The sequence below is a fragment of the Achromobacter anxifer genome (assembly GCF_903652925.1).
Taxonomy (GTDB): domain Bacteria; phylum Pseudomonadota; class Gammaproteobacteria; order Burkholderiales; family Burkholderiaceae_B; genus Achromobacter; species Achromobacter anxifer.
The window spans coordinates 19,953-45,626 of the sequence record NZ_CAHLAR010000007.1 but is presented as its reverse complement, the minus strand read 5'-3'; the positions used below and the strand labels follow the sequence as shown (position 1 = coordinate 45,626).

Here is a 25,674-nt window from a genome sequence, read left to right as displayed (position 1 = left end):
AAAAACTCCCTACTGATTCCGATAACCCGCTTCGGTGCACGCCTGGATTATCCAGGCGTAGCCGGGGACTTGGTCTTGTCTCAGGCTTAGGATGTCCACCGCATGAATCTCCGGTTTCTGGAAACTTTTGTCCGTGCCGCCAGGCTCAAGAAAATGACTTTGGCGGCGGAAGAGCTGCATGCTTCCCAGGCGGCTATCTCGGCCCGCATCGCGGCATTCGAGGAAGAGCTGGGAGTACGGGTGTTCGTGCGGGAAAAGGGCAAGCAACTGAGCCTGACGCCGGCCGGCGCGGAAATGCTCGGACCCGCGGAAGAGCTGCTGGCTCATGCGAGGGCATTCACCACCAGGTTCGCGGTGACGGACCCCAGGCAGATCAGCATCGGCCTCAGTGGCACGGTCGCGCAAGCGATACTCGAACCCATGGCCGAGACGCTGGCGAGGCACTGGCCGAACGTCACGGTGCACTTGCGTCGCTGACCAGCACCGACATACGCCAGCAATTGCTGGAAGGCGCGCTGGACATAGGGTTGCTATTGGGCAGCATTGAAGAGCCGACGGTGATCAACCGGAAGTTGCTGGAGCTGGACTACATCTGGGTCTGCAACCCCCGGCTGATGGTCGGTGACATTGAACCGTCCATGGACCAGTTGAAGGAACTCACTCTGCTTTGCTATCCGGTGGATTCGTTGATGTACTCGGCGATTGCCAGCCATTTTTCGTCTCCGCAGATGCAAGACTTCAAGCTGATCGTGGTGAGGTCGCTGTCGGTCATGTTGCGTCTGGTGCTCGCGGGCGCCGGATACGCGGTCTTGCCGGTCGAACTCATCCGCGATGAGCTTGATTCAGGCAAGCTCGTGCCAATGCGATTTTCCAGGCCGTTTCCGATGCAGGCCTATTTCGCCGCCTACATCGACCAGCCCGCGATTCCACTGCGGGCCGCCATGGTCGAGTGCATTTGCGAGGTCGCGCAACAGTTCACGAACGGCATGGCGGAAGAGTTGTTGCTTGCCGGATGACGGGCCGGCGTTGAAATCGATGACTGCGCGACGTCAATCCCGGTCAGCGGGAGACGCCGCGACGATCCTCCGCCACACCTGGGCATCGCGCTCGATGGTCTGCGCAAACGCCGCGGGGCCTGCGCCTACCGGTTCCACAATTTGCTTGGCGAATGCTGCCCGCAAGGCCGATTCGGCCAAGGCCTGCTGCACGCTGCGCGCGATCTTGGCAGTGACCTCTGGCGGCGTGCCGCGCGGCGCGCAAATGCCGACCCAGCCTACGAAGTTCAGGTCCTCCAGATCTTGTTCGGCCAAGGTTGGCACGTCCGGAAGCTGCGGCATGCGCTGGGCCATGCTCACGGCAAGTCCCTTGACGCGGCCGGACTCGACAAAGGGCAGCGCCGAAACGATGCTGTCCATCATCAGGTTCACGCGCCCCGTCGTGAGGTCCGCATAGGCAGGCGTCGAGCCCTGGTAAGGCACGTGCAGCATGTCCAGGCCATTGCGTATCCTGAATTCCTGGCCGACGAGGTGGGGCATGGTGTTCTTGCCGCCCGAGGCATAGCTGTATTTGCCGGGAGCCTGCTTTGCCGCCGCGATGAACTCCTTGAGGGTGGAGGCGGGCACGCCGGGATCGGCAACCCAGATCATCGGCGTATTGGCTATGTGGACGACGGGTACCAGATCGTCGACGCGGTACGGCAAGCCTGGGTAGAGCACAGTGGCCATGACCAGGCTGCTGGTGGAGCAGAGCAGCAGGGTATGGCCGTCGGGGCTGGCTTTGGCGACGCTTGCGGAGCCTATGGTGCCGCCGGCTCCCGGCCGGTTGTCGATGACCAGCGGTTGTCCCAAAGCCTGGCCTGCGAGGCCGGCGATCTGGCGGGCGACGGCGTCATTGCCTCCGCCGGGAGGAAAGGGCACGACCAGCGTCACGGGTTTGCCGGGCCAGTCGAAGGACTGGGATGTCTGCGCCGCAGACATCAGAGCGCAGGCAAGGGACAGTAGTCCAGCCATGGCGAAGCAACGCAAGGGAAGGCGGCCGGTCATACTGCTTCTTGGGGAAAGAGTGGATCGGAAGATTACGAAAAACAGGCATCCTGCCCGAAATTCTTGCCTTGATGAAGCTAATAAATATTCATACCAATCAAGAAAAATTAATCACCCGACTTTCGCGGCTACCAGGCGCTTCGTTCACTTTGAAAACGAGTGGAGTACGTTTTCGAATGGTTCCATTTCTGGCGAAAAGAGTGGTCCTACAGAGCATCAAATCCTGTTGCTAAGCTTGCCAAAAAATTTGGTTCGGATACCCAAATCGAAGCTAGCCTAGGAGGAATACGAATGAATGCTCGTAATTTAGAAAGTGGGGAAGGCAAGCAGCACGCAGCCGGGGATAACGGCGGGAATGCCAATAAGCTCAATGCGGCGCTGAAGCCGCGCCACCTGACCATGATGTCCATCGCCGGAGTCATCGGCGGCAGCCTCTTCGTGGGTTCAGGGAGCATCGTGCATTCGGCGGGTCCGGCAGCGGTGCTGGCGTACCTGGCGGGCGGCATCCTGGTGGTCTTCATCATGCGCATGCTGGGAGAGATGGCAACCGCCAGCCCCGACACGGGTTCTTTTTCCACCTATGCCGATCGGGCCATCGGCCGGTGGGCCGGCTTTACCATCGGCTGGCTGTACTGGGGCTACTGGGCCATGCTGATGGCATGGGAAGCGCATGTCGCGGGCATTATCTTGCACGAGTGGTTTCCCCTGGTATCGGTCAACGCGTTCACGTTGGGGGTGACCCTGGTTCTGGTCCTGCTGAATCTATTCAACGTCAGAAACTATGGCGAGGCCGAGTTCTGGTTTGCCCTCATCAAGGTGGTGGCCATTGTCTGCTTCATTGTCGTGGGCACGCTGGCCCTGCTGAAGCTGTGGCCCTGGGGCGAGACCCAGGGCATGTCGAACCTGGTGGCGCACGGTGGCTTCATGCCCAATGGCGCCAAGGCGGTCGTGGTGGCATTGCTGGGCGTCATGTTCGCTTTCCTGGGTGTGGAAATCGTCACCATCGCGGCGTCAGAGACGCCGAATCCGGCCGAGCAAATCAGCCGTGCCACGCGCTCGGTCGTGTGGCGTGTCTGCCTTTTCTACATCGGCTCAATTTTCCTGATTGTGGCCCTGGTTCCCTGGAATGACCCGCTGCTCGGACAACCTGGCTATGGAGCCTATCGGCGCACGCTGGAAGCGCTGGGTGTGCCTGGCGCGCAGTTCGTGATGAATTTCGTGGTGCTTACCTCGGTCTGCAGTTGCCTGGTGTCGGCGCACTACACCGCCTCCCGCATGTTGTTTTCGCTCGCCAAGCGTCGCGACGCGCCTGCCCTGTTGGGGCGGACGCGCGGGCGCACGGGAATTCCCGTGTACTCGGTGATCGCTTCCTGCGCCATCGCGGTGATCCTGGCGCTGATCAACTTCGTAGATGCCCTGCGTCCCAAGGACGTACTGGATACGCTGATGAATATCACCGGCATGGTGGCCATGCTGGTGTACCTGGTGATCGCTTGCTCGCAGCTGCGCATGCGCAGAAAGCTGCGTGAGGAGGGCAAGGAGCCTCTGGTGCGCATGTGGCTCTTCCCGTGGCTGACCTGGGCGGTGATCGTCTTCATCGTGGCCGCATTGACGACCATGGTGTTTGTCGAGGAGTACCAGACGGTCGTGTTATCCACGGGAGCGGCTGCGTTGGCCGTGGTGCTGATCGGGCAGCTTCGCCATGGGCCTGGCAGAGGCGGCCTGGGGGTCTCTCGCACTTGACCACAGGATGCATGGAGCCTGCGATCCATTTGGATGGGGTCGAACCCCGGCAGGTTCATAAAAGCGACAGGGCTGCCGGGTCAAACTGTGAACGCCAATCACGCGCTGGGGCAGCGAACGGCGACACGTTTGCGAGCTTCAATCGTCCAGCGCCGGCACGGTCCCGATCTGCATGAGGATGCGCGGCGATTCCATGTCGCCGGTTTCCGTGTCGATCTGCACTTCGTAGGCGGCGACGCCGGCGAACTTGGAGGCCATGGAATTGGCGATGCGGATGGCGCCGAACTCGCTGCTGGCGGGACGGATTTCACCGGGGGCGACGCCATTGGCGGCGGCGCGGTAGGGCACGACGATGTACTGGACGAGATGGGCAGCTTCTGACACAGGGTTCTCCTGGACGACAGTTTTTTGGGCGAGCGAAATGTATCACGTCGTACTGTGTTTTTGTACAGTATTGTTAGGTGCTGCGCCAACAATTTTCAGCCGCCCTGGGAAAACCCCTAGCGCCCGCTCGTTGCCCGAATTTCACCTCGCCCCTATGATTTTCGAAAATCTTAATATTTTTATAAAAAGAGGCAAGGGATGGAAGCGAACCGCTATGACGCGTACCGCGAGGACACCATAGGCCGCGCCAATGTGGCCGACTCGCCCGAGCTGATCGCCTACTACAAGGACCTGGCCCGTCTGGAAACGGGCGCCTTGTGGACGGTGGCGAACAAGATCGAGCCCTGGGCGCCGCGTTCGGCCTCGGTGCCGGTGGTGTGGCGCTACCAGGACCTGCGCGGCCACGTGCTGCGTTCCGCGGAGCTGGTCTCGCCCGAAGAGGCGGGCCGCCGCGTGATCTACCTGAACAATCCCGGCCGCCGCGACGTGGCCGCCGCCGTCGGCTGGCTGTATTCGGGCCTGCAGGTGATGCAGCCCGGCGAGCTGGCTTCCGCCCACAAGCATTCGCATTCGGCGCTGCGCTTCATCATGGAAGGGCGCGGCGCGTTCACCGTGGTGGACGGCCACAAGATGACGCTGGGCGCGAACGATTTCGTGCTGACGCCCAACGGCACCTGGCACGAACACGGCGTGGCCGAAGACGGCACCACCTGCATCTGGCAGGACGGCCTGGACATCCCGCTGGTCAACGCGATGGAGGCCGGCTTCTATGCCGTGCATCCCGACCTGAACCAGACCGTGACCTATCCGGTCGATGACACCAGCGCCGCGTGGGCCAATGCGGCGCTCAAGCCCCAGGTCTCCGGTTGGACCAAGCCCTATTCGCCGCTCTTCAAGTACGAATGGGAGCCCACCTACGAAGCGCTGCGCCGCTATGCGCGCACGACCGCCGGCAGCCCCTTTGACGGCGTCCTGCTGGAATATGTCAACCCCGCCACGGGCGGCCCGGTCATGCCCACCATCGGCGCCAGCATGCAGCTGCTGCGCCCCGGCGAGCACACCAAGGCCCACCGCCACACCGGCAGCTTCATCTACCAGGTGGCCAAGGGCAGCGGCTATTCCATCATCGACGGCAAGCGCTACGACTGGACCGAACGCGACATCTTCTGCGTGCCTTCCTGGGCCATCCACGAACACGTCAATCTGTCGTCTAACGATGACGCCTGCCTGTTCAGCTTCAACGACCTGCCCGTGATGCGCGCGCTGGCGCTTTACCGCGAAGAAGCGGTCAAGGAAAACGACGGCCATCAAGTGCTGATCTAGCGCTGCCTGTTCCCTTTTTGATTCTTTTCCGCCGCGCGGACCCGGTCCGCGCGCCTGACTCAACTCGTCCTGAATTTATGGAGTTCTTATGCGCTTGGTGACTTTTCGCGCTCATCCCACCGCCGCCGCCCGCCTGGGCGCATTGGCCGAAGGCTATGTCGTCGACCTGGCCCTGCTGGGCCAAGCCGGCGGCGTCGACCTGCCCGACGACATGCTGGCCTTCATCGACCTGGGGCCCGTCGCCGTGGCGCAGGCCAGCAAGCTGATGGAAACCTATCGCGGCAACTGGCCCGTGGGCAGCGCGCTGCCGCAGGAAAACGTCAAGTTGCTGGCGCCGATTCCGCGGCCCCGCAAGAACATCTTCGGCATCGGCCTGAACTACGTGGAGCACGTGGCGGAATCCAGCCGCACGCTGGACACCTCGGCCGACCTGCCCAAGCAGCCGGTGATCTTCTCCAAGCCGCCCACCACCGTCATCGGCCCGGGCGATGCCATCGAGCACAACGCCAAGATCACGCAGCAGCTGGACTGGGAAGTGGAGCTGGCCGTGATCATGGGCCGCCGCGCCTCGCGCGTGGCCGAGGCCGATGCGCTGTCCTATGTATTCGGCTACAGCGTGATGCTGGACATGAGCGCGCGCGATTGCCGCCGCGCCGGCCAGTGGATCTATTCCAAGGGCCAGGACACCTATGCGCCTTTCGGTCCATGCATCGTCACCGCCGACGAGATCCCGGATCCGCAGGTGCTGGATCTGTGGCTGACGGTCAACGGCGAGAAAAAGCAGGGCTCCAACACGCGCCACATGCTGTTCAAGGTGCCGTTCCTGATCTCGGACATCAGCGCCGGCATCACGCTGGAACCGGGCGACATCATCGCCACCGGCACGCCGGAAGGCGTGGGCGCCGGCCGCAAGCCGCAGGAATGGCTGTGGCCGGGCGACGTGGTGGTGGCCTGCGTCGAAGGCATCGGCACGCTGCGCCATCCGGTGGTAGCGGTCTAGAAAACGCCTGGCCGCGCAGCGGCGGGCAACGCAGTCTCCAAGGGGAAAACATGATCAAGAAACAGATACTGGGCGGCGCGTTGTCCGTCGCGCTGGGCGCCGCGGCGTCCATGGGGGCAGCCCATGCCGCGGAACCGGTCAAGATCGGCTTCATCGCCACCTTGTCCACGCCGGCGGGCTACATCGGCGAGGACGAGCGCGATGCGTTCAACCTGGCCATCAAGCAGGGCGGCGGCAAGCTGGGCGGCGTGCCCGTGCAGCTGGTGATCGAGGACGATGGCCTGAAGCCCGCCAACGCCAAGCAGGCGGCCGACCGCCTGCTGCAATCGGGCGTCAAGCTCTATACCGGCGTGAACTTCTCCAACGTGCTGGCGGCCGTCGTGCCCAGCGTGGTGAAGTCGGGCGCGTTCTACGTCAGCCTGAATCCCGGCCCGTCGAACTTCGCGGGCGAAAAATGCGATCCCAATTACTTCGTCGCGTCCTACCAGAACGATGCCTTCCATACGGCGGGCGGTGTGGCCGCCAACGAGCTGGGCTACAAGAAGGTCGTGCTGCTGGCGCCCAATTACCAGGCGGGCCGCGACGCGATCGAAGGCTTCAAGCGCACCTACAAGGGCGAAGTCGTCGCCGAGATCTACACCAAGCTCGACCAGTCGGACTTCTCGGTGGAGCTGGCGCGCCTGCGTTCGCTGGCGCCCGACGCCATCTACCAGTTCCATCCGGGCGGCACCGGCATCAATTTCGTCAAGCAGTATGCGGCGGCGGGGCTGAACAAGAGCATCCCCATGCTGATGCCCAGCTTCTCGATGGACGCGCGCATGATCCAGGCCACGGGCGATGCGTCGGCCGGCGCCTACATCACCGGCATCTGGTCGCAGGACTTCGACAACCCGCAGTCCAAGGCCTTCGTGCAGGCCTTCAAGGAAGCCTACGGCCGCATGCCCACGGACTACGCGATGCAGTCCTATGACACCGCGCAGCTGATCGGCGCGGGCCTGAAGGCCACCGGCGGCGACCTGTCCAAGGCGGCGGAATTCCGCGCGGCCTTGCGCCAGCCCGAGTTCACGTCGCTGCGCGGCAAGTTCAGCATGAACACCAACCAGCATCCGATCCAGGACCTGTACCTGATGCGCATCGAGAAGGGCAGCGACGGCAGCCTGGCGCCGCATCTGGTCCGCAAGCTGGTGTCCGATGACAAGGACGCCTACGCGCAACTCTGCAAGATGCCGTCATGACCCTTCTGTTTGAACAGCTGCTCAACGGCTTGCAGTTCGGCGCCATGCTCTTCATGCTGGCGGCCGGACTGACGCTGATCTTCGGCATCATGGGCGTGGTCAACCTGACGCACGGTTCCTTCTACATGGTGGGGGCCTACTGCGCCGCCTATGCAATCGGCACCACGGGCTCGTTCCTGGCGGGCGTCCTGGCGGCCTTGCTGGGCGCCGGCCTGTACGGCATCGCGGCCGAGGTGCTGGTGATCCGCAAGCTGTACAAGCGGGACCACCTGTACCAGGTGCTGGCCACCTTCGGCCTGCTGCTGTTCTCCAATGAGGCGGTCAGCCTGATCTTCGGCCGGCGTCCGCCGCTGGTCGGCATACCGACCTTCCTGGAAGGCGCGGTGACGCTGGCGCCGGGCTTCCAGTATCCGCTGATCCGCCTGTCCTTCATCGCCATTGGCGCGCTGGTGGCGGTGGGGCTGTGGTGGCTGGTCAACCGCACGCGGATCGGCATGCTGATCCGCGCCGGCGCCGACGACCGCGAGATGGTCGACGCGCTGGGCGTGGACATCCGCAAGCTCTACACGCTGGTGTTCGGCCTAGGCGCCTTGCTTTGCGGCCTGGCCGGCGTGATGGCGGCGCCGCTGCTGGCGGTGGAAATCGGCATGGGTGAGCGCATCCTGATCACCACCTTCGTGGTCATCGTGATCGGCGGGGTCGGCTCGGTGCGCGGCGCCTTGGCCGGCGCGCTGCTGGTGGGCATGGTCGACAGCCTGGGGCGCGCCTTCCTGCCGCAGTTGCTGTCGACGATGTTCTCGCCCGCCACCGCCGACCCGCTGGCCGCGGGCCTGGCGTCGGCCAGCATCTATGTATTGATGGCGATCGTGCTGATCGCCAAGCCGGGCGGGCTGTTCCCGGCGCGAGGATGAAGATGGCATACACACTTACGAACCGAGCCCGCTGGGGCCTGGCCGGCCTGGCGGTGCTGATCCTGCTGCCGGCCGCGGCGCTGGCCTCGGGCTCGCCGTTCCTGATCGGCGTGGTGACGCGCTTTTTGATCTACGGCCTGGCCGCGGTCAGCCTGGACCTGGTGATCGGCTACGGCGCCATGGTCAGCTTCGGCCACGCCATGTTCTTCGGCCTGGGCGGCTACGCGGTCGGCATCATCGCCTTCCACACTTCGGAGGCGGGTCCGATCTTCGGCTGGGCCGGCAGCAATGCCGCGCTGGTGGTGTGGCCGATAGCGCTCATCGTCTGCGCGCTGGCCGGCTGGCTGTTCGGCTACCTGGCGCTGCGCACGCGCGGCGTGCAGTTCATCATGATCACGCTGGCGTTCGGCCAGATGGTGTACTTCGTGCTGGTGTCGCTGCAGTTCTACGGCGGCGACGACGGCCTGATGATTCCGCAGCGCAATGAGCTGCCCGGCATCAATCTGGAAAGCCCCATGGTTTTCTACTACGTGTGCCTGGCGCTCTTGACCCTGTGGACGCTGCTGTGCATCCGCGTGACCAATTCGCGCTTCGGCATGGTGCTGCAGGCGCTGCGCCAGAGCGAGCGGCGCGCGGTGAACCTGGGCGTGGCGCCCACGCCGTACCGCCTCAGCGCCTTCGTGCTGTCCGCGGTGGGCACGGGCCTGGCCGGCGTGCTGTGGGCCAATTATGCCGGGCTGGTGACGCCGGACATGGCGGCCTGGACCAAGTCCGGCGAACTCATGGCCATCGTGATCCTGGGCGGCGTGGGCACGCTGCTGGGGCCGATCGCGGGCGCGGCGGTGTTCCTGGGGCTGGAGCAGATGCTGTCGTCCCTGACCGAGCATTGGCTGCTGTACATGGGGCCCATCCTGGTGCTGGTGGTGCTGTGGGGCCAGAAGGGCCTGTTCGGAAAACTGCTGGAGACGCGCCATGCCGACTGACGCAAGCGCGAGCCTGCTGCGCCTGACGCAGCTGCGCAAGGCCTTCGACGCCGTGGTCGCGACCAACGGCGTGGACCTGGACGTGCGCGCGGGCGAGATCCACGCCATCATCGGCCCCAACGGCGCGGGCAAGTCCACCCTGATCGCGCAGATCTGCGGCGAGATCCGGCCGGACTCCGGCACCATCCACCTGGACGGGCAGGACGTGACCGCGCTGCGCGCCTTCGAGCGCGCGCGCCTGGGGCTGGGCCGATCGTTCCAGATCACCGAGCTGTGCCAGGAATACACCGCGCTGGAGAACGTGATCCTGTCGCGCATGCTCAAGGGCGGCCGCGCCTTCCAGGCCTGGTCCAACCCGCGCCATGATGCGTCGCTGAAGACCGAGGCCATGCAATGGCTGACGCATGTGGGGCTGGAGGACCGCCGCCACGTGCGCTCGGCCGACCTGGCGCACGGCGAGAAGCGGCAACTGGAACTGGCGGTGGCGCTGGCGCGTTCGCCGCGGCTGTTGCTGCTGGACGAGCCCATGGCCGGCATGGGGCCGGAGGAATCGGCGCGCATGACACGGCTTTTGCAAGGCATGAAGGGCGACTACGGCATCCTGCTGGTCGAGCACGACATGGACGCGGTGTTCGCGCTGGCCGACCGGATCAGCGTGCTGGTCTACGGCCGCGTGGTGTTCAGCGGCTCGCCCGACGAGGTGCGCCGCAATCCCGAGGTGCGCGCGGCCTATCTGGGAGAAGAACATGTTGAAGGTTGAGGGCCTGACCGGCGGCTACGGCTCCAGCAAGGTGCTGTTCGGCATGTCGTTCGAAGCCAGCGAAGGCGAGGTGATTTCGCTCATCGGGCGCAACGGCATGGGCAAGACCACCACGATCAAGACCCTGATGGGCATGCTGCCCGCCACTGGCGGCGCGGTGCAGTTCCGCGGCCAGTCGCTGGGCAAGTCCGCGCCCAGCAGCGTGGCGCGCCTGGGCGTGGGGCTGGTGCCCGAGGGCCGGCGCGTGTTCGGATCGTTGACGGTGCAGGAGAACCTGGTGGCGACCGCGCGCGCGGCGCCGGGCCGCTGGGACCTGGAGCGCGTCTACGCCTTGTTTCCGCGCCTGAAGGAACGGCGCGGGCAATCGTCGCGCACCCTGTCCGGCGGCGAGCAGCAGATGCTGGTGGTGGGCCGCGCGCTCATGACCAATCCCAAGCTGCTGATCCTGGACGAAGCCACCGAAGGGTTGGCGCCGCTGATCCGCCAGGAAATCTGGCGCTGCCTGCGGTCGCTGAAGGCCGAAGGCCAGACCATTCTGGTGATCGACAAGAACCTGCCGGAAATGGCGACGCTGGTGGACCGCCATTACATCGTCGACAAGGGCCGGGTAGCCTGGTCGGGCAAACCGGCGGAGCTGTCCGCCCAGCCCGACCTGGCGCAGCGCTACCTGGGCATATGAGCGGGGCGGCGAAGCGGCATATGGCCCCGGGCACGCGCTGCCGCGGGCAGGCGCGTGCGCCGGAGGGCGCGGGTAGAATGGGCCGCCTGCGCGCGGCCCCGGCCGCCGACATCTGGAGACCATCTTGAAGCCTAGAATCAAAGCTTCCCGCCAGGACGATCCCGGATCGGACGGGAGCGCCGGCGTGGAAGAAATCACGCTGTCCGAGCAGGTCTACCGCCTGCTGCGGCGGGACATCATGCGCGGCGCCTTCGCGCCGGGACAGTCCTTGCGGCTGGAGTTGCTGAAGCAACGCTACGGCAGCAGCTTTTCCCCCATCCGCGAAGCGTTGAACCGCCTGCGCAGCGAACGCATGGTCGTCAGCACCACTTCGCGCGGCTTCAGCATCGCGCCCCTGTCGGTCGAGGAAATGTGGGACGCCTGCGAAACCCGCATCCTGATCGATTGCGACGCCTTGCGCCGCTCGCTGGCCAATGCCGACGATGCCTGGGAAACGCGGCTGGTTGGCGCATATCACGCGCTGACGCTGGCGGCGCAGCGGGCGGACCAGGCGGCCGAGCCTTCGGAAGAACTGGACGAGCTGCTGGAGGCGCGCCACCTGGAATTCCACCATGCGCTGATTGGCGCCTGCCGTTCGAGCTGGCTGTTGGACCTGTCCACCCAGCTGTACGCGCAGACCGAGCGCTACCGCCGCCCGGCGCGCGCCGGCGCCACGGCCTACGGTCCGGAGCGCAACGTCGACGACGAGCACCGCCAGCTGCTGGACGCTGCGATCTCGCGCGACGTGGAAGGCTGCGTCGCCATGCTGGCCGCGCACTACCGCAAGACGGCGCAGTTCATCGAACGCATCATTTCCCAGCCCGAAACGCAGGCCCGGCATGCATAACGCTGACATCGATCTCTTCTTCCCCACCGTCGCCGAGCGCGAGGTGCAGTACAACGCGCGCCAGTCGGTGCCGGATTTCGACGCCTGCGTGCGCCGCTATGCGGAGTCGTCGGCCCGAGTACGCACGCGCCGTCCCGGCATCCTGGACCTGCGCTACGGCATGGGCCAGGACGAACGGCTGGACCTGTTCCTGCCCGCGGCGTCGAACGCGGCGGCGCCCGTGTTCGTGTTCATCCACGGCGGTTACTGGCGCGCGCAGCGCAAGGAAGACGCGCCGGTCATGGCCGAGGCGTTCAACGCCGCGGGCGCGGCCGTCGCGACCCTGGAATACACGCTGGTGCCCGAGGCCACCCTGGGCGAGGTGGTGCGCGAAGTGCGCTCCGCCGTGGCCTGGCTGTACTGGAACGCGGCGGCCTATGGCGTGGACCCGGAACGTATCTATGTCGGCGGCAGTTCGGCGGGCGGCCATCTGGCCGCCATGCTGGCCGCGCCCGATTGGCCGGCGCGTTACAACCTGCCGGATGACGTGATCAAGGGCACGCTGGCGCTGAGCGGGCTGTTCGACCTGCGGCCGCTATGCGACGTCCTGCCGAATACCTGGCTGCAGCTGACGCCTGAGCAGGCCGCGCATCAAAGCCCGATCTTCCATCTGCCGGAACGCGCGGGCCCGATGCTGCTGGCCGTGGGCGGGCTGGAGACGCAAGGCTTCAAGAACCAGACGGCGGCATTCGAGGCCGCCTGGAACGCCGCAGGGCTGGCCTCCACCCGCATTCCGACGCCGCAGTGCAACCACTTCGACCTGGTCAATGAGCTGGAGGATCCGGACAGCGAGCTAACCCGCGCCACCTTGGAAATGATGGGGCTGGCGAAGGCGGACGGGGTCCGGCGGGCGGAGTTGCAGAAGAGCTGAGGGCGGCGCCTGGCGGCGTTGCTGCTGGGTTGCGCGCGATCCTCGCACGGGTACCGGCGGGGATTTCTCGCGCTGCGTCCGTCCTACTTCTGCGGCGTATAGCGCAGTTCGTCCAGCTGGTAGCCCTGAGCCTTGGCGGCGTCCAGGGCGCGGTCCAGTTCTTCCTTGGGCAGTTGCGGCGAGCGTGACAGGATCCACAGATACTTCCTGTCCGGCGTGCCGACCACGGCCCAGCGGTATTCGGGGTCCAGTCCGATCACCCAGTAGTCGCCCTTGAACGGCTTGAAGAACGAAACTTCGAGCTTGGCGTTGTTGCTGCCTTCGACCACCGTCGCGGTGCCGGACGCGGAATCGATGTCGCCATCCTTGGTGCGGCAGCGGTTGTTCACGCCGACGGTGCCGTCGGGATGCGCGGTGTATTCGGCGGTGGTGTCTCCCACGCAGTCGCGCTGGAAGAACATGGGGAAATTCGCGATCTCGTACCACATGCCTGCGTAGCGTTTCAGGTCCACCGATTCCACGGTTTGCATGGGCGGCGGCGCGGCATGGGCTATCCCCGTCATGCTGGCGGCCAGGGCCAGCAGGAATGTTGCGGTGCGACGCATGGGGAAAACCTCCTGATGTGACAGAGCGGTCCGCGCTGGCCGGGGGCCGGCCGGCGCGGATCAAAACCCTAACGATACGCCTTATTTGAGCGGGGCCTTCAACGCCGCGTGGTAGCGCGCCACGTAGGTGTCGAAATCCTCGGTGTCCGATTGTTCCAGGCGCTGTTGTTCGGCGACCGACTGCGCGGCGGCCTGCTCGTAGGCGGCAGCCAGATCGGCCGGCAGAGGCTGGGCGCGCAGCGTGTCGGCGTGCTTGCGGCTGAGGTCCAGCGAATAGTCATGGAACGACAGGCGGCTGTCCGACAGCGAGGCCAGCAGGCGGGCCGACGGCGTCGATTCCGGCTGGTCGAGCTTGGCGCGCTGGGCCGCCAGGGCATCGGCGTAGGCGCTGCCGCCCAGCGCGGAGTCGTACAGCGCGGCGTAGGGCGCGATCTGGTCGAGCAGTTCGTGACCCCATTGCGCCAGGCCGATGGCCTGGCCTTCGCGGTCCAGTTGCAGGCCGGGCTTGCGGCCTTCCTTGACGACGGTCGAGAAGTTGTCGGCGCTGCGCTGGCAATAGCCGTTGGCGGGGAAGAACGGGCTGTCGGACGCGGTGCAGAACAGCAGGAAGGCGTCGACGAAGCGGCCGGTGTCGGCGTCGATGCCGACGGGCGAGTTCGGGTCGATGTCCAGGCAGCGGACCTCGACGTACTGCACGCCGCGTTCGGCCAGCGCGGTGATCGGGCGCTCGCAGCGGCCGGTGGCGCGCTTGGGGCGGATGCTGGAGTAGTACTCGTTTTCGATCTGCAGCACGTTGGTGTTGAGCTGGATCCATTCGCCGTCGCGGTGCGTGCCGATCTTCTGGTAGTCGGGCCAGGGTTGCGTCACGGCGCCGTACAGGCGGCCCAGGAACGTGTCCAGGTCGTTGTAGCAGAGCTTGAGCTGCGACTGCGCCTTGTTCTGGTAGCCCAGGTCGCTCATGCGCAGGCTGGTGGCGTAGGGCAGGTACAGCGTGCTGTCGCCCAGCTTCTGCAGCGGGTGCTCGCGCCCGCGCAGGAAATCGCTGGCCACGGCCGGGGCCGCGCCGAACAGGTACATCAGCAGCCAGGAATAGCGGGTGAAGTTGCGGATCAGGCCGATGTAGCCGCGCGAACGGCGGTCTTGCACGCTGCCGGGCTGGGTATCCAGCACGGACCACAGGTCCTCGGCGAGCGAGAAGTTGTAGTGCACGCCGGCGATGCATTGCATGGTCTTGCCGTAGCGCACGGCCAGGCCGCGGCGGTACACGTGCTTGAGCATGCCGGTATTGGACTTGCCGTACCAGGCGATGGGGATGTCGGCTTCGGGCGGCAGCGTGGCCGGCATGGACTGGTTCCAGATCAGCTCGTGGTCCAGCACGCCGTAGACGTGGCGATGGGTGTTGGTCAGTTCGGCCAGCAGCGCGTCGACGTCCGTATGCGTGCCCGTGATGAGTTCGAGCAGGGATTCGGAATAGTCGGTGGTGACGTGTTCGTTGGTCAGCGCCGATCCCAGGCCGGCGGGGTGCGGCTTGCGGGACAGGACACCCTGTTCGTCCACGCGCAGGCCTTCCTTTTCGATGCCCCGCAGGGTCTGGGTCAGCAGCGATCGGTTGGCCTCCAGGCGGGAGAGGCGGTTGGCGGCAGTATCAGTCACGGGTTCTTCTCGTTTGGGTCTGTCGCCGGATTTTACGGGGTGCCGGCCTCCTGTGCCGAGGGAGTCAATACTGGGGACAGGGACAATGCCTGCGCGGTGCGCGCCAGCCATTCGTCCAGGTCGGCATAGACCGGATCGGCGATGGGGGCGGTTTCGTTGAAAATCTCGTGCCAGGCAGTGTCGTACCAGCGCAGCGTCAGCAGTTCGGCGGGCGCCCGCTGGGCGAACTGGCGGCTGCCTTCCGCGGCGACGATGGAGTCGTCGCCCGCCACCATCAGCAGGGTGCGATAGGACAGCAGCGGGGCTTCACGCAGGGACTCGCGGCCGCCTTCGTCCACGAAACGGGCCAGCCGGCCTGTCATGCTGCGCCGCACGAGGGGATCCGAGCGGTAGGCCTTCACCACGGCGGGGTCGTGAGAGATCCGGGCCGGGGCCAGTCCGTGGGGCACGCGCAGGTCGGGCGCATGCAGTGACATCCAGGTCAGCGTGCGCCGCACCCAGGGAGGCACGTGCACCACGAAGGGCGGCGAGCTGAGCACCAGCGCGTCGAGCTCGGCCATGCGCCGCAGCGCAATCCGCACCGCGACCAGGGCGCCCAGGCTATGGCCCAGCAGGATGGGCGGCCGTCCGTGCGCGGCGGTCCAGGCCTGCAGCCGGTCGACGGCGTCGACCACCAGGTCGTCCTCGCGGTTCAGGGTCGCGGGCCGTCCGCCGGAGTGGCCATGGCCGCGATGGTCATGGGCGCCCACGGTCCAGCCGCGCGCCGCGAGCCAGCGCGCCAGCCGGTCGTAGCGCCCGGCATGCTCGCTAAGTCCGTGCAGCAGGTAGATACTGGGAACGCCCGGGCCTGTGACAGGCGGGGGCACATTGGGCGCGGCGGGCCAGACATAATTGGCCAATGGCGTGCCGTCCGGCGCGGGGGTCATCGAAATCGGCGACAATTTCTGGCTTCCTCGAAATGAATAGACAGTCCAGGTCCTCGGGTAATGACGATTTCATCGCTGTTTCGTTTCATGTTCAAGAAAGCCGGCGCGATAAGCGCGCTGGCCCTGCTGATGGCGTGCTCGCCCAGTTACAACTGGCGCGAAGTGGACGTGGCCGATGGCCACGTGCGCGCCGCGTTTCCGGACCGGGTCTCGACGGACACCCGCGACCTGAAGCTGGATACCCATACCTTGAGTTTTACCCTGGCCAGCGCCACCGTGGGCGAGGCCGTCTTCGCCGTGGGATCGGCGCCGCTTCCGCCCGAGATCGCAAAGGATCCGGCCGCCAAACAGGCGCTGGGCATGGCGCTGATGCATTCCTTGTACGCCAACATGCAGGCTCCGCCGCCGACCGAATGGCCGCCCTACGGGCAGGAATTCGAGGTGCAGGGCAAGGCCATGGGCAAGCCCGGATGGCTGCGGGCCCGGATCTGGGTCACCGACACCATGCTGATCGAGGCCGTCGCGGCCGGCACCGTGGAAAGCCTGCCTGCCGATCGGGCGCGCGAGTTCCTGAGTTCAGTCGTCATCAAGCCGTGAGGGATGCGATCAAGCCCAGCTTCATGGCCATGACCACCGCTGCGCGTCGGCCGCGCACGCCAAGCTTGTCGCAAGCGTTGCACAGGTGGAAATTCACGGTGCTTTCGCTCACGCCCAGGATGCGGGCGGTTTCCCAGCTGGTCTTGCCCATGGCTGCCCAGTGCAGGCAGCTGGCCTGCCGTTCCGAGAGCGGCTTGATGGCGAGGGCCGGCTTGGTTGCCGGTTCCGTGGCCAGGGTCGTGGTCAGGTTTGGGGCCAGCTTCGTGGCTAGATTCGTGGATGGATTCGCGGCTGGTTGCGGGGCCGTGGCGGTTTGGGCATTGGCTGACATGGCGGTTAAGGGCGGGAGCCCGGCGGTTGACGAATGGCCCCATGCTGCCGCCCCAGGCGCACGCCCGGCAAGCAATGATGCCGCGGCGCATCGATCTTCTTATCTCTAACGGAATAAGCGCATGCCTGCCGTCGTGCAGTTCTACTTTTCCGCGATCGTGCTGATGCTGCCGCTGCTGTTCTGCGTGGGCATAGGGGTGTACTGGGGCAAGCGTGATCTGCCGTTCGGCGGCTCCTTCATCACGATGCTGGTCACTTCGGTGACCACGCCGGCCCTGGTGTTCCATACCTTCGTCACCACCCATCTGGATGACCGCGCGCTGGCCGACGTGGCGGCGGCGACCCTGCTCGCCCTGCTGTTTTGCGCGCTGGCATGCGCGCTGCTGCTGAAAGCCTGGAAGCTGCCCGTGCGCACCCTGCTGCCCACGGCCTTTCTGCCCAATGCCGGCAACCTGGGTCTGCCGATTTCGCAGATGGCCTTCGGCGACGCGGGCCTGTCGGTGGCGGTGGCGTTCTTTGCGGTCAGCTCATTCGTCATGCATACCATCGCCGTGCGCCTGCTGCCGGGGGTGAACACCAAGGGCAGCTGGAAGAGTCCGATTCTGCTGGCGTCCCTGATCGCGGTGGCCTTGCGCCTTCTGCACGTGCCGGTGCCCGCCTGGCTGATCGAGACCACGCGCATGCTAGGCGCGGTGACGGTGCCGCTGATGCTGCTGAGTCTGGGCCATGCGCTGGCGCTGATTCCTGCCAATGGCCTGCGCGACGGCGCCAAGGTCGCCGCCATCCGCCTGGCCGTGGGTCTGGCGGCGGGGCTGGCGGTGGTGTGGGCGCTGGACCTGGAGCCGGTGCTGGCCGGCGCGCTCAGCCTGCAGATGGCCATGCCCTGCGCGGTGGTCAGCTACATGTACGTCAAACGCTACACGTCGCTGGGGGATACGGCGGCGGGCGCGGTGCTGGTGTCGACGGTGGCTTTCCTGTTGCTGGCGCCGGTGATCCTGTGGTTCAGCCACGGGGGCTGATCGGGCAAGGCAATTGTCGCGACGCTGTCGCGACAATTGCCTTGCCCGAGCGCCGCGCCGCGGGGGCCTACGCCGTGCCCGACATGGCGCGCAATTGCGCCATCAGCGCGTCGGGGATGTCGATGCCATGCTTGAGCGCTTCGTCGCGCAGCTTGCGGCGGCGGTCGCCCGGCAGGCGCACGCCTTCGTCTTCCAGCATGGCGTCGACTAGCGTTTCGACGCGGTCCAGGTAGGTGTTGTTGCCGGCCAGCGCGCCCGGATCGATGGCCAGGAAGGCCTGGCCCAGGCGCGCGGGGCCGCCCTCGTCGACGAAGAACGATTCCGTTTCGAAGCCGAAATGCGCGCCGGTCAGCGCGCACACCAGCAGTTCGACGATCAGCGCCAGCATTGCGCCCTTGACGCCGCCTGCGGGCAGCATGCTGCCCGCCAGGCCGGCCTTGGGATCGGTGGTGGGCTGGCCCTCGGCGTCCAGCGCCCAGCCCAGCGGGATGGGCTGGTTGTCGCGGGCCGCGATCATGAGCTTGCCGCGCGCCACCTGCGACAGCGACAGGTCGATGAGCAGGCGCGCGCCGCCGCGGCGCGGGAATACCGCTGCCACGGGGTTGGTGCCGAACAGGGGGCGCTTGCCGCCCCAGGCCGGCATGGCGGCCGGCGAGTTGCTCAACGCCAGCGCGACCAGGCCGGCGTCGGCCAAGGCTTCCAGGTGGTAGGCCGCCGCGCCGAAGTGGTGGCTGTTGGTGACGCCGACGAACGACACGCCATGCTCGCGGGCGCGCGCCGCGGCCTGTTCCACGGCCATCGCGCAGGCCGGGTACGCCAGGCCCGAGCCCGCGTCGATCAGCGCCGCGCCGCCGCGTTCGTGCACCAGTTTTGGCACGGCCGAGCCGATGGCGCGGCCGGCGCGCAGATGGCCGGCGTAGAACGCCACGCGCGACAGGCCGTGCGAGCCCAGGCCCTGGCTTTCGGCGTACACCAGGGCGCGCGCCGTGCTGTCCGCCATCGCCGCATTGGCGCCCGCGGCGGCCAGGCCGGCCGCGGCCAGGAGTTGAAGTTCGTCGAGATAGATGTGAGCCATGTGCTTCCCGTCAGGAGGCGCGCGTCGCGGATGCCGCGGCGCCGCCGGTAAGCGCCATTGTCACACCGGCGGCCACCATGTCGGAAACCCGGGTGTTGGCTTCCTGCGTCAGCCCGGCGATGTGCGGCGTGAGGATCAGGTTGGGGGCGCCGGCCAGCGGGCCGCCTGCGGGCAGGGGCTCCTGGTTGAACACGTCCAGCGCCGCGCCGCGCAGATGGCCGGCCCGCAAGGCCTGGGCCAGCGCGGACTCGTCCACGATGCCGCCGCGCGAGGTATTGATCAGCACGGCGCCCGGCCGCATGCGCGCGATGCGGCCGGCGTCCAGCAGCTGCCGCGTGCCGGGCGTGAGCGGCAGATGCAGCGTGACCACGTCGGCCTGCGCCAGCAGTTCGTCCAGCGGCAGGGCGACGACGCCGGTCTCGCGCCAGGCCGGGTGGTCCGGCGGCAGCGCCGCGTCGCAACCGGCCACGCGCATGTCCAGCCCCTGGGCCAGGCGCGCGGTCAGCCGGCCGATGCCGCCGAAGCCCACGATGCCCAGCATGCGGTCCTGCGCCTCCAGCCCTTGCGAGAGCGCCGTGCGCGGCCAGGCGCCGGCGGCCACTTCCGCCGACGAGGCATAGGCGCAGCGCAACAGCATCAGCGCCGTGCCGATGACGTACTCGGCCACGGCGCGGGCATTGGCGCCGGTGGCCGGTATGACCGCGATGCCGCGCGCGGCGCATCCGTCCAGGTCGATGTTGTCCAGCCCCACGCCCAGGCGGCCCACGGCCCGCAGGCGCGGCGCCGCCTGCAGCAGGGCGGCGTCGACCTGGCTGCGGTTGCGCACGATCAGGGCGTCGGCCTCGCCCGCCGCCGCCAGCAGGGCTTCGCGCCGTTCCACCAGTTCGGGCGCGTAGCGCACGTTGAACCGCTGGCGCAGCGCGTCGACCGCGGGCTCGTCCATGAACTCGGAGATAAGGATATGCATGGGCAGGAGCTCCAAGGGGTCAGGCGATCTGGATGTTGGCGTCGCGGATGATCTTGGCCCAGCGGTCCACCTCGGATTTCAGGTAGGCGCCGAATTCGGCCGGGCCACGCGGCTGCGGCACGAAGCCCAGCTGCAGCAGCGACTGCTTCATGGCCGGTTGCGATACCTGGCGCACGATGGCGTCGCCGATGCGCTGCACCAGTTCGGGCGGCGTGCCAGCGGGCGCCAGCACGCCGGTGAAGTTCTCGACGATCAGGTCCGGCAGGCCGGCTTCCTTCACCGTGGGCACGTCGGGCAGGTCGGCGCTGCGTTCGCGGGTGGTGATGGCCAAGGCCCGCAGCGCGCCGTTCTTCACGTGCGCCAGCGATTCGGGATAGTTGGAGAACACCACGTCCAGGTGGCCGCCGATCAGGTCGGTGAGGGACGGCGCGCCGCCCTTGTACGGGATGTGCATCATCGGCAGGCCCGTGAGCTTCTGGTAGAGCGCCAGCGTCAGGTGCGGCGGGGTGCCGTTGCCGCTGGAGCCCGCCGACAGCGAACGGGAGCGCGCCGCCTTCGCCAGGTCGGCCATGCTCTTGATGTCGCTCTTGGCGTTGACCACCACCATGATGGGCGAGGACGCCAATCCCGCCAGCGGCGTCAGGTCGCGGGTCAGGTCATAGCCCGCCTTGCCGGCGAAGAGCGTGGCGTTGGCCGCGTGCGACAGCGTGATCGCCAGCCAGGTGTAGCCGTCCGGGGCGGCGTGCGAGACGTGGGCCGCGCCGATATTGGCGCTGCCGCCAGGCTTGTTTTCCACCACCACGTTCCAGCGCTCGGCGTCGCCCAGGGCCTTGCCGACCTGGCGCGCGGCCACGTCGGTGAGGCCGCCGGGCGGGAAGGGCACCACGTAGTTGATCGGCCGTTCCGGCCAGCTTTTCTGCGCCAGCGCGCGCTGCCATGGCGCCAGGGCACAGAGTCCGGCGGCGCCCAGGGCGCCGAGCAGGCGCCGGCGTTGCGCGGCGTCGGGGTGTTGATCGTGTTCGCTGTTCATCTGTCTTCCTCCTTGGGGGACGCCCGGGTAGGAATGCAACCGCCTGTGCTGCCGTGGCGCATGCCGCCCGGGTCTGCTGGTGTGGTTTTGAGACGATGCTGCGGAGATGCTGGCGGCAGCACGGCGCGTCCGCAATCCTGCTTGCGGACGCGCCGTTGCCGGGGACGACGGGCGCGGTCAGGCGCTTTCGAAGATGCGGGTCAGGACGAATTCGCGGTGGCCCAGCGCCTCGGCCGCGGTCCAGCGGCCGTTGGCGGTGACCAGCATGCATTCCAGCAGCTTGTCGCCGGCCTGGTTCAGGTCGATTTCACGCTGCAGCAGGCCGCTGGTGTCCACGTCTATGTGTTCCGACATGGTGCGCACGGTGCGCGGATTGGCGCAGATCTTGATGACCGGCAGGATGGGGTTGCCGATGACGTTGCCCTGGCCGGTGGGGAAGAAATGCACCGCATAGCCCGAGGCCGCGCACAGGGTCACCATCTCGGCCGCGGCGGAGGACGAATCCATGAACCAGAGGCCGGGGCCGTCGGGGATCTCGGCCTTGTCGATGACGCCGTCCACCCGGCACTGCTTGCCGATCTTCTGGATATTGCCCAGCGCCTTTTCCTCGATGGTGGTCAGGCCACCCGCGATATTGCCCTTGGTGGGTTGGGATTCCGACAGGTCGCTGGTCTTCCAGCGGTCGATCATGTCCTGGTAGCGGTTGAACATGAACATGAAGCGCTCGCGCACCGCGTCGTTGGCGCAGCGCTCGGCCACGATGTGCTCGCCGCCGGTCAGCTCGGACGTTTCGCCGAACACCAGGGTGGAGCCCAGCGCGTAGAGCTTGTCGAAGGCATTGCCCACGGTGGGGTTGGCGCCACAGCCCGAGGTGGTGTCGGATTCGCCGCACTTGGTCGATACCCACAGGTCGGCGATGGGGCATTCGCTGCGCGTCAGCGCGGTGGCGTAATGCACGAATTCCTTGGCGCAGCGCGAGGCGCGCATGATGGTGTCGTGGTCGCCGTGCAGTTCGATGCTGAAGCCCATGACGGGCTTGCCGGTGGCGGCGATGCCGTCGACCACGCGCTTGGTCCAGCCCTCTTCGATGCCGATCACCACGACCGCGGCAACGTTGGGATTGCAGCCGGTGCCGATCAGGGTGCGGAAGTGCAGTTCCAGGTCTTCGCCGAACTGCAGCCGGCCATAGGGGTGGGGCAGGGCCATGGTGCCCTTGATGTTGTTGGCGACGGCTTCGGCCGCGGCGTTGGAGATGTCGTCCACCGGCAGGACGATGACGTGGTTGCGGACGCCGACGCGGCCGTTGTCGCGGCGGTAGCCCTGGAAGGTGGTGGATGCGGTGATGATGGACATGGCGGATTCCTGTGCGGGAGTAGGGGGCTTACCAGCGCTTGGTCTTGATGTTGTGCACATGGGCGTGCTGGCCGGCCTTGATGGGCTCCACCACGCGGCCGATGTCGACGCCGTACTTGAAGACGGTGTCGCCCACTGCCATGTCCTTCATCGCCACCTTGTGGCCGATGGGTATGTCCTGCGACGCGCGCACATGGATGATCTTGTCTTCATCCATGATCCAGGCATTCAGTTCGGTTCCGGCGGTGACTCCTTCCACGACGGCGACCGCCACCGTGTCCTTGGCATCGTGCAATACGGCGTGAATCATTTGTCTTCCTCTCTTGGGCTGGGGCGCGGGGCGCGGATCACTACGGCCAGGAAATCTTATGGCCCGCGTCCATGCGTGTCAACTAAATCATATATATGAATTATATGAGTTGAGCAGGTTCCGTCCCCACCGCTACACTGTGGGCTCCGGATTTTTGCGATGCACCCATGAACACCAGCCTGTCAACGACTGTGCCTTTGGGCAGTCCCCTGTACGCGCAGGTCAAGCAGGCCGTGCTGGCCGCGCTGGCGCAGGGCGAATGGAAGCAGGGCGAGGCCATCCCGCCCGAGAAGGTGCTGGCGGAACGCTTCGGCGTGTCCATAGGCACCTTGCGCAAGGCCATCGACGAGCTTGCCGCCGAAAACATCCTGGTGCGCCACCAGGGCCGCGGGACCTATGTGGCGGTGCACACGCGCAACCATCATTTCTTCAAGTTCTTCCGCATCGTGCGGCAGGACGGCGACAAGTCCTATCCCGCGACCGAGCTGCTGCGCTTTCGCCGCGTGCGCGCCTCGGCCACCGCGCGCGAGAAGCTGAACCTGCCGGCCGGCGCGATGGTGTTCGAGTTCTTCAACGTGCTGTCGCTGAACGGCGACGTGGTGATGGTGGACGAGATCTGTCTGCCGGAATCGTGCTTTCCGGGCATGACGGAAGCGCATCTGCGCGACCGCGCCAGCACCCTGTACGCGCTATACCAGGACGTGTTCGGCGTGAACGTGATCGCCACCGACGAACGGCTGCGCACCTGCGTGGCGGAGCGGCAGCAGGCGAGGGCGCTGGGCGTGGCCGAAGGCAGCCCCTTGCTGGAGATCCGCCGCGTGGCGTTTTCGTACAAGCGCCAGCCGGTGGAATGGCGCATTTCGCGCGTGAACACCGAGAGCTACGAATACCTGGGCCAGGAGCCCTGGGAGGCCGGCGCCTGAGCGGCGGCCGCGCGCACGGCAGGTCGTCGGCGCCGCCGCCCGCCGCCGTGGCGCGTTCAAGCAGTGCTAGAATTCCTGCCGCAGTACAAAATATTTCGGCGCCGATTTGCCTGATCCGCTTGCGGGCGCCTTCCAATAAATCCAGCTAAAGAGGTCCGTATGACCACTCCTGCCCAGAATTTGGCCGGTGATTCGGCCAGCGGGTTCGTACCCGCAACCGTCACGACTTCCGATTCCGTTGATCCCGGTTCGGTCGGCCTCGTCGCTCCCACCTTCATCCGTTTCGATGAGCCGCTGCCCTTGCAAAGTGGCCAGTCGCTGGCTGCCTATGAACTGGCCGTGGAAACCTACGGCACGCTCAATGCCCAGCGCAGCAACGCGGTGCTGATCTGCCATGCGCTCAACGCCTCGCATCACGTGGCAGGGCAAGCGGCCGACAACCCCAGCGACGTGGGCTGGTGGGACAACATGGTGGGCCCCGGCAAGCCGGTGGACACCAATATCTTCTTCGTGATCGGCGTCAACAACCTGGGCTCCTGCTTCGGCTCGACCGGCCCGGCCAGCCTCAATCCGGATACCGGCAGGCCCTGGGGCGCCGCCTTCCCGGTGCTGACCGTGGAGGACTGGGTGCGGGCGCAGGCCAGGGTGGCGGACCACTTCGGCATCGAACGCTTCGCGGCGGTGATGGGCGGATCGCTGGGCGGCATGCAGGCGCTGAGCTGGGCCATCACGCTGCCGGACCGCGTGGCCAATTGCGTGGTCATCGCCAGCACGCCGCGCCTGTCGGCGCAGAACATCGGCTTCAACGAGGTGGCGCGCCGCGCCATCATCACCGACCCGGATTTCCACGGCGGCGACTATTACGCGCAGGACACGGTGCCGCGCCGCGGCCTGTCGGTGGCGCGCATGATCGGCCACATCACCTACCTGTCCGACGACGACATGGCCGAGAAATTCGGCCGCGCCCAGCGCGCGCCGGCCGAGAACGGCGCCTACCACTACGGCTATGACGTCGAGTTCGAGGTGGAGTCGTACCTGCGCTACCAGGGCGAGAAATTCACGCGCTATTTCGACGCCAATACCTATCTGCTGATCACGCGCGCGCTGGATTACTTCGATCCCGCGCGCAACACGGGCGGCGACCTGGCCCGGGCGCTGGCTCCGGCCAAGGCCGACTTCCTGCTGGTGTCGTTCTCGACCGACTGGCGCTTCCCGCCGGAGCGTTCGCGCGAAATCGTGCGTGCGCTGCTGAAGAACGCCAGCCCCGTGACCTACGCCGAGATCGATGCGCCGCATGGCCACGACGCCTTCCTGCTGGAAGATGCCCGCTACCATGCGGTGGTTCGCGGCTATTACGAACGCATCGCACGCGAGCTGGGCCTCGGCGCCGCGGCCCAGAACGAAGGACGTTCCGTATGACTCCCGTGACTCCCCGCCCCGCGCACAGCGTCCTGCGGCCCGACCTGGCGCGCATCGCCAGCTGGATCGAGCCCGGCAGCCGCGTCCTGGACCTGGGCTGCGGCGATGGCGCGCTGCTGGCGCACCTGCGCGATCATCGGCAGGTGCGGGGCGCTGGCGTGGAGCTGGACGACAACTGCGTCATCGCCTGCGTGCGGCGCGGCGTCGAGGTGATCCAGCAGAACCTGGAGGACGGGCTGGCGCTGTTCGACGACAAGCAGTTCGATACCGTGGTGCTGTCGCAGACCCTGCAGTCCATGCACCGCACCGAGCACATCCTGCGCGAGATGGCGCGGGTGGCGCGCTACGGCGTGGTGTCGTTTCCCAACTTCGGCTACTGGCCGCATGGCTGGGCCATCCTGCGCGGCCGCATGCCGGTGACGGGCCAGATGCCCTACCAGTGGTACAACACGCCGAACATCCACCTGTGCACCCTGCGCGACTTCGAGCAGCTGGCGGGCGAGCTGCGCCTGGATATCCTCGAACGCGCCACCTTCAATGAAGGGCGCGAGGTGAAAGTGCTGCCCAGCTGGCGCAGCACCCTGGCGGTGTACCGCTTCGCGTCGCCCTGA

General features: G+C 66.5%; 28 protein-coding genes and 1 riboswitch. Of the genes, 17 read left to right on the top strand and 11 right to left on the bottom strand.

Features of this window, described 5'->3' with window-relative positions:
• Positions 1-102 precede the first annotated feature (102 nt).
• Positions 103-477: a LysR family transcriptional regulator gene (locus HWY37_RS21700; RefSeq protein WP_176089831.1), complete on the top strand. Its 375-nt coding sequence runs from the start codon at positions 103-105 to the stop codon at positions 475-477.
• Positions 478-500: 23 nt separating this feature from the next.
• The gene (locus HWY37_RS21695; RefSeq protein ID WP_176089830.1) at positions 501-1,016 is read left to right on the top strand and encodes a substrate-binding domain-containing protein; all 516 of its coding nucleotides are present in this window, start codon (positions 501-503) and stop codon (positions 1,014-1,016) included.
• Positions 1,017-1,049: 33 nt separating this feature from the next.
• Here the strand turns inward: HWY37_RS21695 and HWY37_RS21690 are convergent, their stop codons facing one another.
• Positions 1,050-2,042 (bottom strand): Bug family tripartite tricarboxylate transporter substrate binding protein, encoded by a 993-nt coding sequence (locus HWY37_RS21690; RefSeq protein WP_246302371.1) that lies wholly within the window; start codon positions 2,040-2,042, stop codon positions 1,050-1,052.
• A 291-nt stretch (positions 2,043-2,333) separates the two neighbouring features.
• Between HWY37_RS21690 and HWY37_RS21685 the strand changes: the two genes are divergently transcribed.
• The gene (locus HWY37_RS21685) at positions 2,334-3,785 is read left to right on the top strand and encodes an amino acid permease (protein ID WP_175206920.1); all 1,452 of its coding nucleotides are present in this window, start codon (positions 2,334-2,336) and stop codon (positions 3,783-3,785) included.
• Between the two features lie 138 nt (positions 3,786-3,923).
• On the opposite strand, the gene HWY37_RS21680 is transcribed toward HWY37_RS21685, so the two are convergent.
• Positions 3,924-4,169: a hypothetical protein gene (locus tag HWY37_RS21680; protein WP_175206921.1), complete on the bottom strand. Its 246-nt coding sequence runs from the start codon at positions 4,167-4,169 to the stop codon at positions 3,924-3,926.
• 198 nt (positions 4,170-4,367) lie between these two features.
• On the opposite strand from HWY37_RS21680, the gene HWY37_RS21675 reads away from it, so the two are divergent.
• The 9 genes from HWY37_RS21675 (at position 4,368) to HWY37_RS21635 (ending at position 12,856) form a co-directional block, all read left to right on the top strand.
• Entirely contained in the window at positions 4,368-5,492 is a 1,125-nt protein-coding gene (locus tag HWY37_RS21675) for a cupin domain-containing protein (protein WP_176089829.1), read from the top strand.
• Between the two features lie 88 nt (positions 5,493-5,580).
• Complete coding sequence (locus HWY37_RS21670) at positions 5,581-6,492, top strand: fumarylacetoacetate hydrolase family protein (RefSeq protein WP_176089828.1); 912 nt, start codon at positions 5,581-5,583, stop codon at positions 6,490-6,492.
• A gap of 50 nt (positions 6,493-6,542) precedes the next feature.
• Complete coding sequence (locus HWY37_RS21665) at positions 6,543-7,727, top strand: ABC transporter substrate-binding protein (protein ID WP_176089827.1); 1,185 nt, start codon at positions 6,543-6,545, stop codon at positions 7,725-7,727.
• Positions 7,724-8,638, top strand: coding sequence for a branched-chain amino acid ABC transporter permease (locus HWY37_RS21660; protein ID WP_176089826.1), 915 nt, complete (start codon positions 7,724-7,726; stop codon positions 8,636-8,638). The genes HWY37_RS21665 and HWY37_RS21660 overlap by 4 nt, the downstream gene beginning before the upstream one ends.
• Positions 8,635-9,621 (top strand): branched-chain amino acid ABC transporter permease, encoded by a 987-nt coding sequence (locus HWY37_RS21655; protein ID WP_175206926.1) that lies wholly within the window; start codon positions 8,635-8,637, stop codon positions 9,619-9,621. Before HWY37_RS21660 ends, HWY37_RS21655 begins: the two co-directional genes overlap by 4 nt.
• Positions 9,611-10,381: an ABC transporter ATP-binding protein gene (locus HWY37_RS21650; RefSeq protein ID WP_176089825.1), complete on the top strand. Its 771-nt coding sequence runs from the start codon at positions 9,611-9,613 to the stop codon at positions 10,379-10,381. Before HWY37_RS21655 ends, HWY37_RS21650 begins: the two co-directional genes overlap by 11 nt.
• Positions 10,368-11,060: an ABC transporter ATP-binding protein gene (locus HWY37_RS21645; RefSeq protein WP_176089824.1), complete on the top strand. Its 693-nt coding sequence runs from the start codon at positions 10,368-10,370 to the stop codon at positions 11,058-11,060. The genes HWY37_RS21650 and HWY37_RS21645 overlap by 14 nt, the downstream gene beginning before the upstream one ends.
• 124 nt (positions 11,061-11,184) lie before the next feature.
• Positions 11,185-11,946 (top strand): GntR family transcriptional regulator, encoded by a 762-nt coding sequence (locus HWY37_RS21640; protein WP_175206929.1) that lies wholly within the window; start codon positions 11,185-11,187, stop codon positions 11,944-11,946.
• Complete coding sequence (locus HWY37_RS21635; RefSeq protein ID WP_176089823.1) at positions 11,939-12,856, top strand: alpha/beta hydrolase; 918 nt, start codon at positions 11,939-11,941, stop codon at positions 12,854-12,856. Before HWY37_RS21640 ends, HWY37_RS21635 begins: the two co-directional genes overlap by 8 nt.
• Positions 12,857-12,939: 83 nt before the next feature.
• On the opposite strand, the gene HWY37_RS21630 is transcribed toward HWY37_RS21635, so the two are convergent.
• The 3 genes from HWY37_RS21630 to HWY37_RS21620 form a co-directional block, all read right to left on the bottom strand.
• Positions 12,940-13,461: a lipocalin family protein gene (locus HWY37_RS21630; RefSeq protein WP_175206931.1), complete on the bottom strand. Its 522-nt coding sequence runs from the start codon at positions 13,459-13,461 to the stop codon at positions 12,940-12,942.
• 81 nt (positions 13,462-13,542) lie between these two features.
• On the bottom strand, positions 13,543-15,114 hold the full coding sequence (gene gshA / locus HWY37_RS21625) for a glutamate--cysteine ligase (protein WP_175206932.1): 1,572 nt from the start codon (positions 15,112-15,114) through the stop codon (positions 13,543-13,545).
• A 32-nt stretch (positions 15,115-15,146) separates the two neighbouring features.
• Entirely contained in the window at positions 15,147-16,040 is an 894-nt protein-coding gene (locus HWY37_RS21620; RefSeq protein WP_175206933.1) for an alpha/beta hydrolase, read from the bottom strand.
• A 60-nt stretch (positions 16,041-16,100) separates the two neighbouring features.
• Here HWY37_RS21620 and HWY37_RS21615 point away from each other — a divergent pair, with 60 nt between their 5' ends.
• On the top strand, positions 16,101-16,637 hold the full coding sequence (locus HWY37_RS21615; protein ID WP_175206934.1) for a hypothetical protein: 537 nt from the start codon (positions 16,101-16,103) through the stop codon (positions 16,635-16,637).
• On the opposite strand, the gene HWY37_RS34850 is transcribed toward HWY37_RS21615, so the two are convergent.
• Positions 16,627-16,872: a helix-turn-helix domain-containing protein gene (locus HWY37_RS34850; protein WP_373418167.1), complete on the bottom strand. Its 246-nt coding sequence runs from the start codon at positions 16,870-16,872 to the stop codon at positions 16,627-16,629. The two genes, HWY37_RS21615 and HWY37_RS34850, sit on opposite strands and share 11 nt — an antisense overlap.
• Before the next feature lie 217 nt (positions 16,873-17,089).
• On the opposite strand from HWY37_RS34850, the gene HWY37_RS21605 reads away from it, so the two are divergent.
• On the top strand, positions 17,090-17,986 hold the full coding sequence (locus tag HWY37_RS21605) for an AEC family transporter (protein WP_176089821.1): 897 nt from the start codon (positions 17,090-17,092) through the stop codon (positions 17,984-17,986).
• A 67-nt stretch (positions 17,987-18,053) separates the two neighbouring features.
• Here HWY37_RS21605 and HWY37_RS21600 read toward each other — a convergent pair whose 3' ends face one another.
• From HWY37_RS21600 to HWY37_RS21580, 5 genes are all read right to left on the bottom strand, one after another.
• The gene (locus HWY37_RS21600) at positions 18,054-19,061 is read right to left on the bottom strand and encodes an Ldh family oxidoreductase (protein ID WP_176089820.1); all 1,008 of its coding nucleotides are present in this window, start codon (positions 19,059-19,061) and stop codon (positions 18,054-18,056) included.
• Between the two features lie 10 nt (positions 19,062-19,071).
• Positions 19,072-20,028 carry a hydroxyacid dehydrogenase gene (locus tag HWY37_RS21595; RefSeq protein ID WP_176089819.1) on the bottom strand — a complete coding sequence of 319 codons (957 nt, stop codon included), beginning with the start codon at positions 20,026-20,028 and terminating at the stop codon, positions 19,072-19,074.
• Between the two features lie 19 nt (positions 20,029-20,047).
• Positions 20,048-21,058, bottom strand: a complete 1,011-nt coding sequence (locus HWY37_RS21590; protein ID WP_175206939.1) for a Bug family tripartite tricarboxylate transporter substrate binding protein — start codon at positions 21,056-21,058, stop codon at positions 20,048-20,050.
• 177 nt (positions 21,059-21,235) lie between these two features.
• Positions 21,236-22,411, bottom strand: a complete 1,176-nt coding sequence (locus HWY37_RS21585; RefSeq protein WP_176089818.1) for a UxaA family hydrolase — start codon at positions 22,409-22,411, stop codon at positions 21,236-21,238.
• Between the two features lie 28 nt (positions 22,412-22,439).
• The gene (locus HWY37_RS21580; protein WP_042795507.1) at positions 22,440-22,721 is read right to left on the bottom strand and encodes a UxaA family hydrolase; all 282 of its coding nucleotides are present in this window, start codon (positions 22,719-22,721) and stop codon (positions 22,440-22,442) included.
• A 167-nt stretch (positions 22,722-22,888) separates the two neighbouring features.
• On the opposite strand from HWY37_RS21580, the gene HWY37_RS21575 reads away from it, so the two are divergent.
• From HWY37_RS21575 to metW, 3 genes are all read left to right on the top strand, one after another.
• A complete protein-coding gene (locus HWY37_RS21575) occupies positions 22,889-23,644 on the top strand; it encodes a GntR family transcriptional regulator (protein WP_176089817.1) in 756 nt (251 codons plus the stop codon).
• An 88-nt stretch (positions 23,645-23,732) separates the two neighbouring features.
• Positions 23,733-23,814, top strand: a riboswitch (SAM riboswitch).
• Positions 23,804-25,063, top strand: a complete 1,260-nt coding sequence (gene metX, locus HWY37_RS21570) for a homoserine O-succinyltransferase MetX (RefSeq protein WP_175206942.1) — start codon at positions 23,804-23,806, stop codon at positions 25,061-25,063. It overlaps the preceding riboswitch by 11 nt.
• Positions 25,060-25,674 (top strand): methionine biosynthesis protein MetW, encoded by a 615-nt coding sequence (gene metW / locus HWY37_RS21565; protein WP_175206943.1) that lies wholly within the window; start codon positions 25,060-25,062, stop codon positions 25,672-25,674. The genes metX and metW overlap by 4 nt, the downstream gene beginning before the upstream one ends.

Excerpts from the sequence above, each read along its gene's own strand:
- HWY37_RS21700 (WP_176089831.1), top strand. The coding sequence starts at position 103 with ATGAATCTCCGGTTTCTGGAAACTTTTGTCCGTGCCGCCAGGCTCAAG.
- HWY37_RS21690 (WP_246302371.1), bottom strand. The coding sequence starts at position 2,042 with ATGACCGGCCGCCTTCCCTTGCGTTGCTTCGCCATGGCTGGACTACTG.
- HWY37_RS21685 (WP_175206920.1), top strand. The coding sequence starts at position 2,334 with ATGAATGCTCGTAATTTAGAAAGTGGGGAAGGCAAGCAGCACGCAGCC.
- HWY37_RS21675 (WP_176089829.1), top strand. The coding sequence starts at position 4,368 with ATGGAAGCGAACCGCTATGACGCGTACCGCGAGGACACCATAGGCCGC.
- HWY37_RS21670 (WP_176089828.1), top strand. The coding sequence starts at position 5,581 with ATGCGCTTGGTGACTTTTCGCGCTCATCCCACCGCCGCCGCCCGCCTG.
- HWY37_RS21665 (WP_176089827.1), top strand. The coding sequence starts at position 6,543 with ATGATCAAGAAACAGATACTGGGCGGCGCGTTGTCCGTCGCGCTGGGC.
- HWY37_RS21660 (WP_176089826.1), top strand. The coding sequence starts at position 7,724 with ATGACCCTTCTGTTTGAACAGCTGCTCAACGGCTTGCAGTTCGGCGCC.
- HWY37_RS21655 (WP_175206926.1), top strand. The coding sequence starts at position 8,635 with ATGAAGATGGCATACACACTTACGAACCGAGCCCGCTGGGGCCTGGCC.
- HWY37_RS21650 (WP_176089825.1), top strand. The coding sequence starts at position 9,611 with ATGCCGACTGACGCAAGCGCGAGCCTGCTGCGCCTGACGCAGCTGCGC.
- HWY37_RS21645 (WP_176089824.1), top strand. The coding sequence starts at position 10,368 with ATGTTGAAGGTTGAGGGCCTGACCGGCGGCTACGGCTCCAGCAAGGTG.
- HWY37_RS21635 (WP_176089823.1), top strand. The coding sequence starts at position 11,939 with ATGCATAACGCTGACATCGATCTCTTCTTCCCCACCGTCGCCGAGCGC.
- HWY37_RS21630 (WP_175206931.1), bottom strand. The coding sequence starts at position 13,461 with ATGCGTCGCACCGCAACATTCCTGCTGGCCCTGGCCGCCAGCATGACG.
- HWY37_RS21620 (WP_175206933.1), bottom strand. The coding sequence starts at position 16,040 with ATGACCCCCGCGCCGGACGGCACGCCATTGGCCAATTATGTCTGGCCC.
- HWY37_RS21615 (WP_175206934.1), top strand. The coding sequence starts at position 16,101 with ATGACGATTTCATCGCTGTTTCGTTTCATGTTCAAGAAAGCCGGCGCG.
- HWY37_RS21605 (WP_176089821.1), top strand. The coding sequence starts at position 17,090 with ATGCCTGCCGTCGTGCAGTTCTACTTTTCCGCGATCGTGCTGATGCTG.
- HWY37_RS21600 (WP_176089820.1), bottom strand. The coding sequence starts at position 19,061 with ATGGCTCACATCTATCTCGACGAACTTCAACTCCTGGCCGCGGCCGGC.
- HWY37_RS21595 (WP_176089819.1), bottom strand. The coding sequence starts at position 20,028 with ATGCATATCCTTATCTCCGAGTTCATGGACGAGCCCGCGGTCGACGCG.
- HWY37_RS21590 (WP_175206939.1), bottom strand. The coding sequence starts at position 21,058 with ATGAACAGCGAACACGATCAACACCCCGACGCCGCGCAACGCCGGCGC.
- HWY37_RS21585 (WP_176089818.1), bottom strand. The coding sequence starts at position 22,411 with ATGTCCATCATCACCGCATCCACCACCTTCCAGGGCTACCGCCGCGAC.
- HWY37_RS21580 (WP_042795507.1), bottom strand. The coding sequence starts at position 22,721 with ATGATTCACGCCGTATTGCACGATGCCAAGGACACGGTGGCGGTCGCC.
- HWY37_RS21575 (WP_176089817.1), top strand. The coding sequence starts at position 22,889 with ATGAACACCAGCCTGTCAACGACTGTGCCTTTGGGCAGTCCCCTGTAC.
- metX (WP_175206942.1), top strand. The coding sequence starts at position 23,804 with ATGACCACTCCTGCCCAGAATTTGGCCGGTGATTCGGCCAGCGGGTTC.
- metW (WP_175206943.1), top strand. The coding sequence starts at position 25,060 with ATGACTCCCGTGACTCCCCGCCCCGCGCACAGCGTCCTGCGGCCCGAC.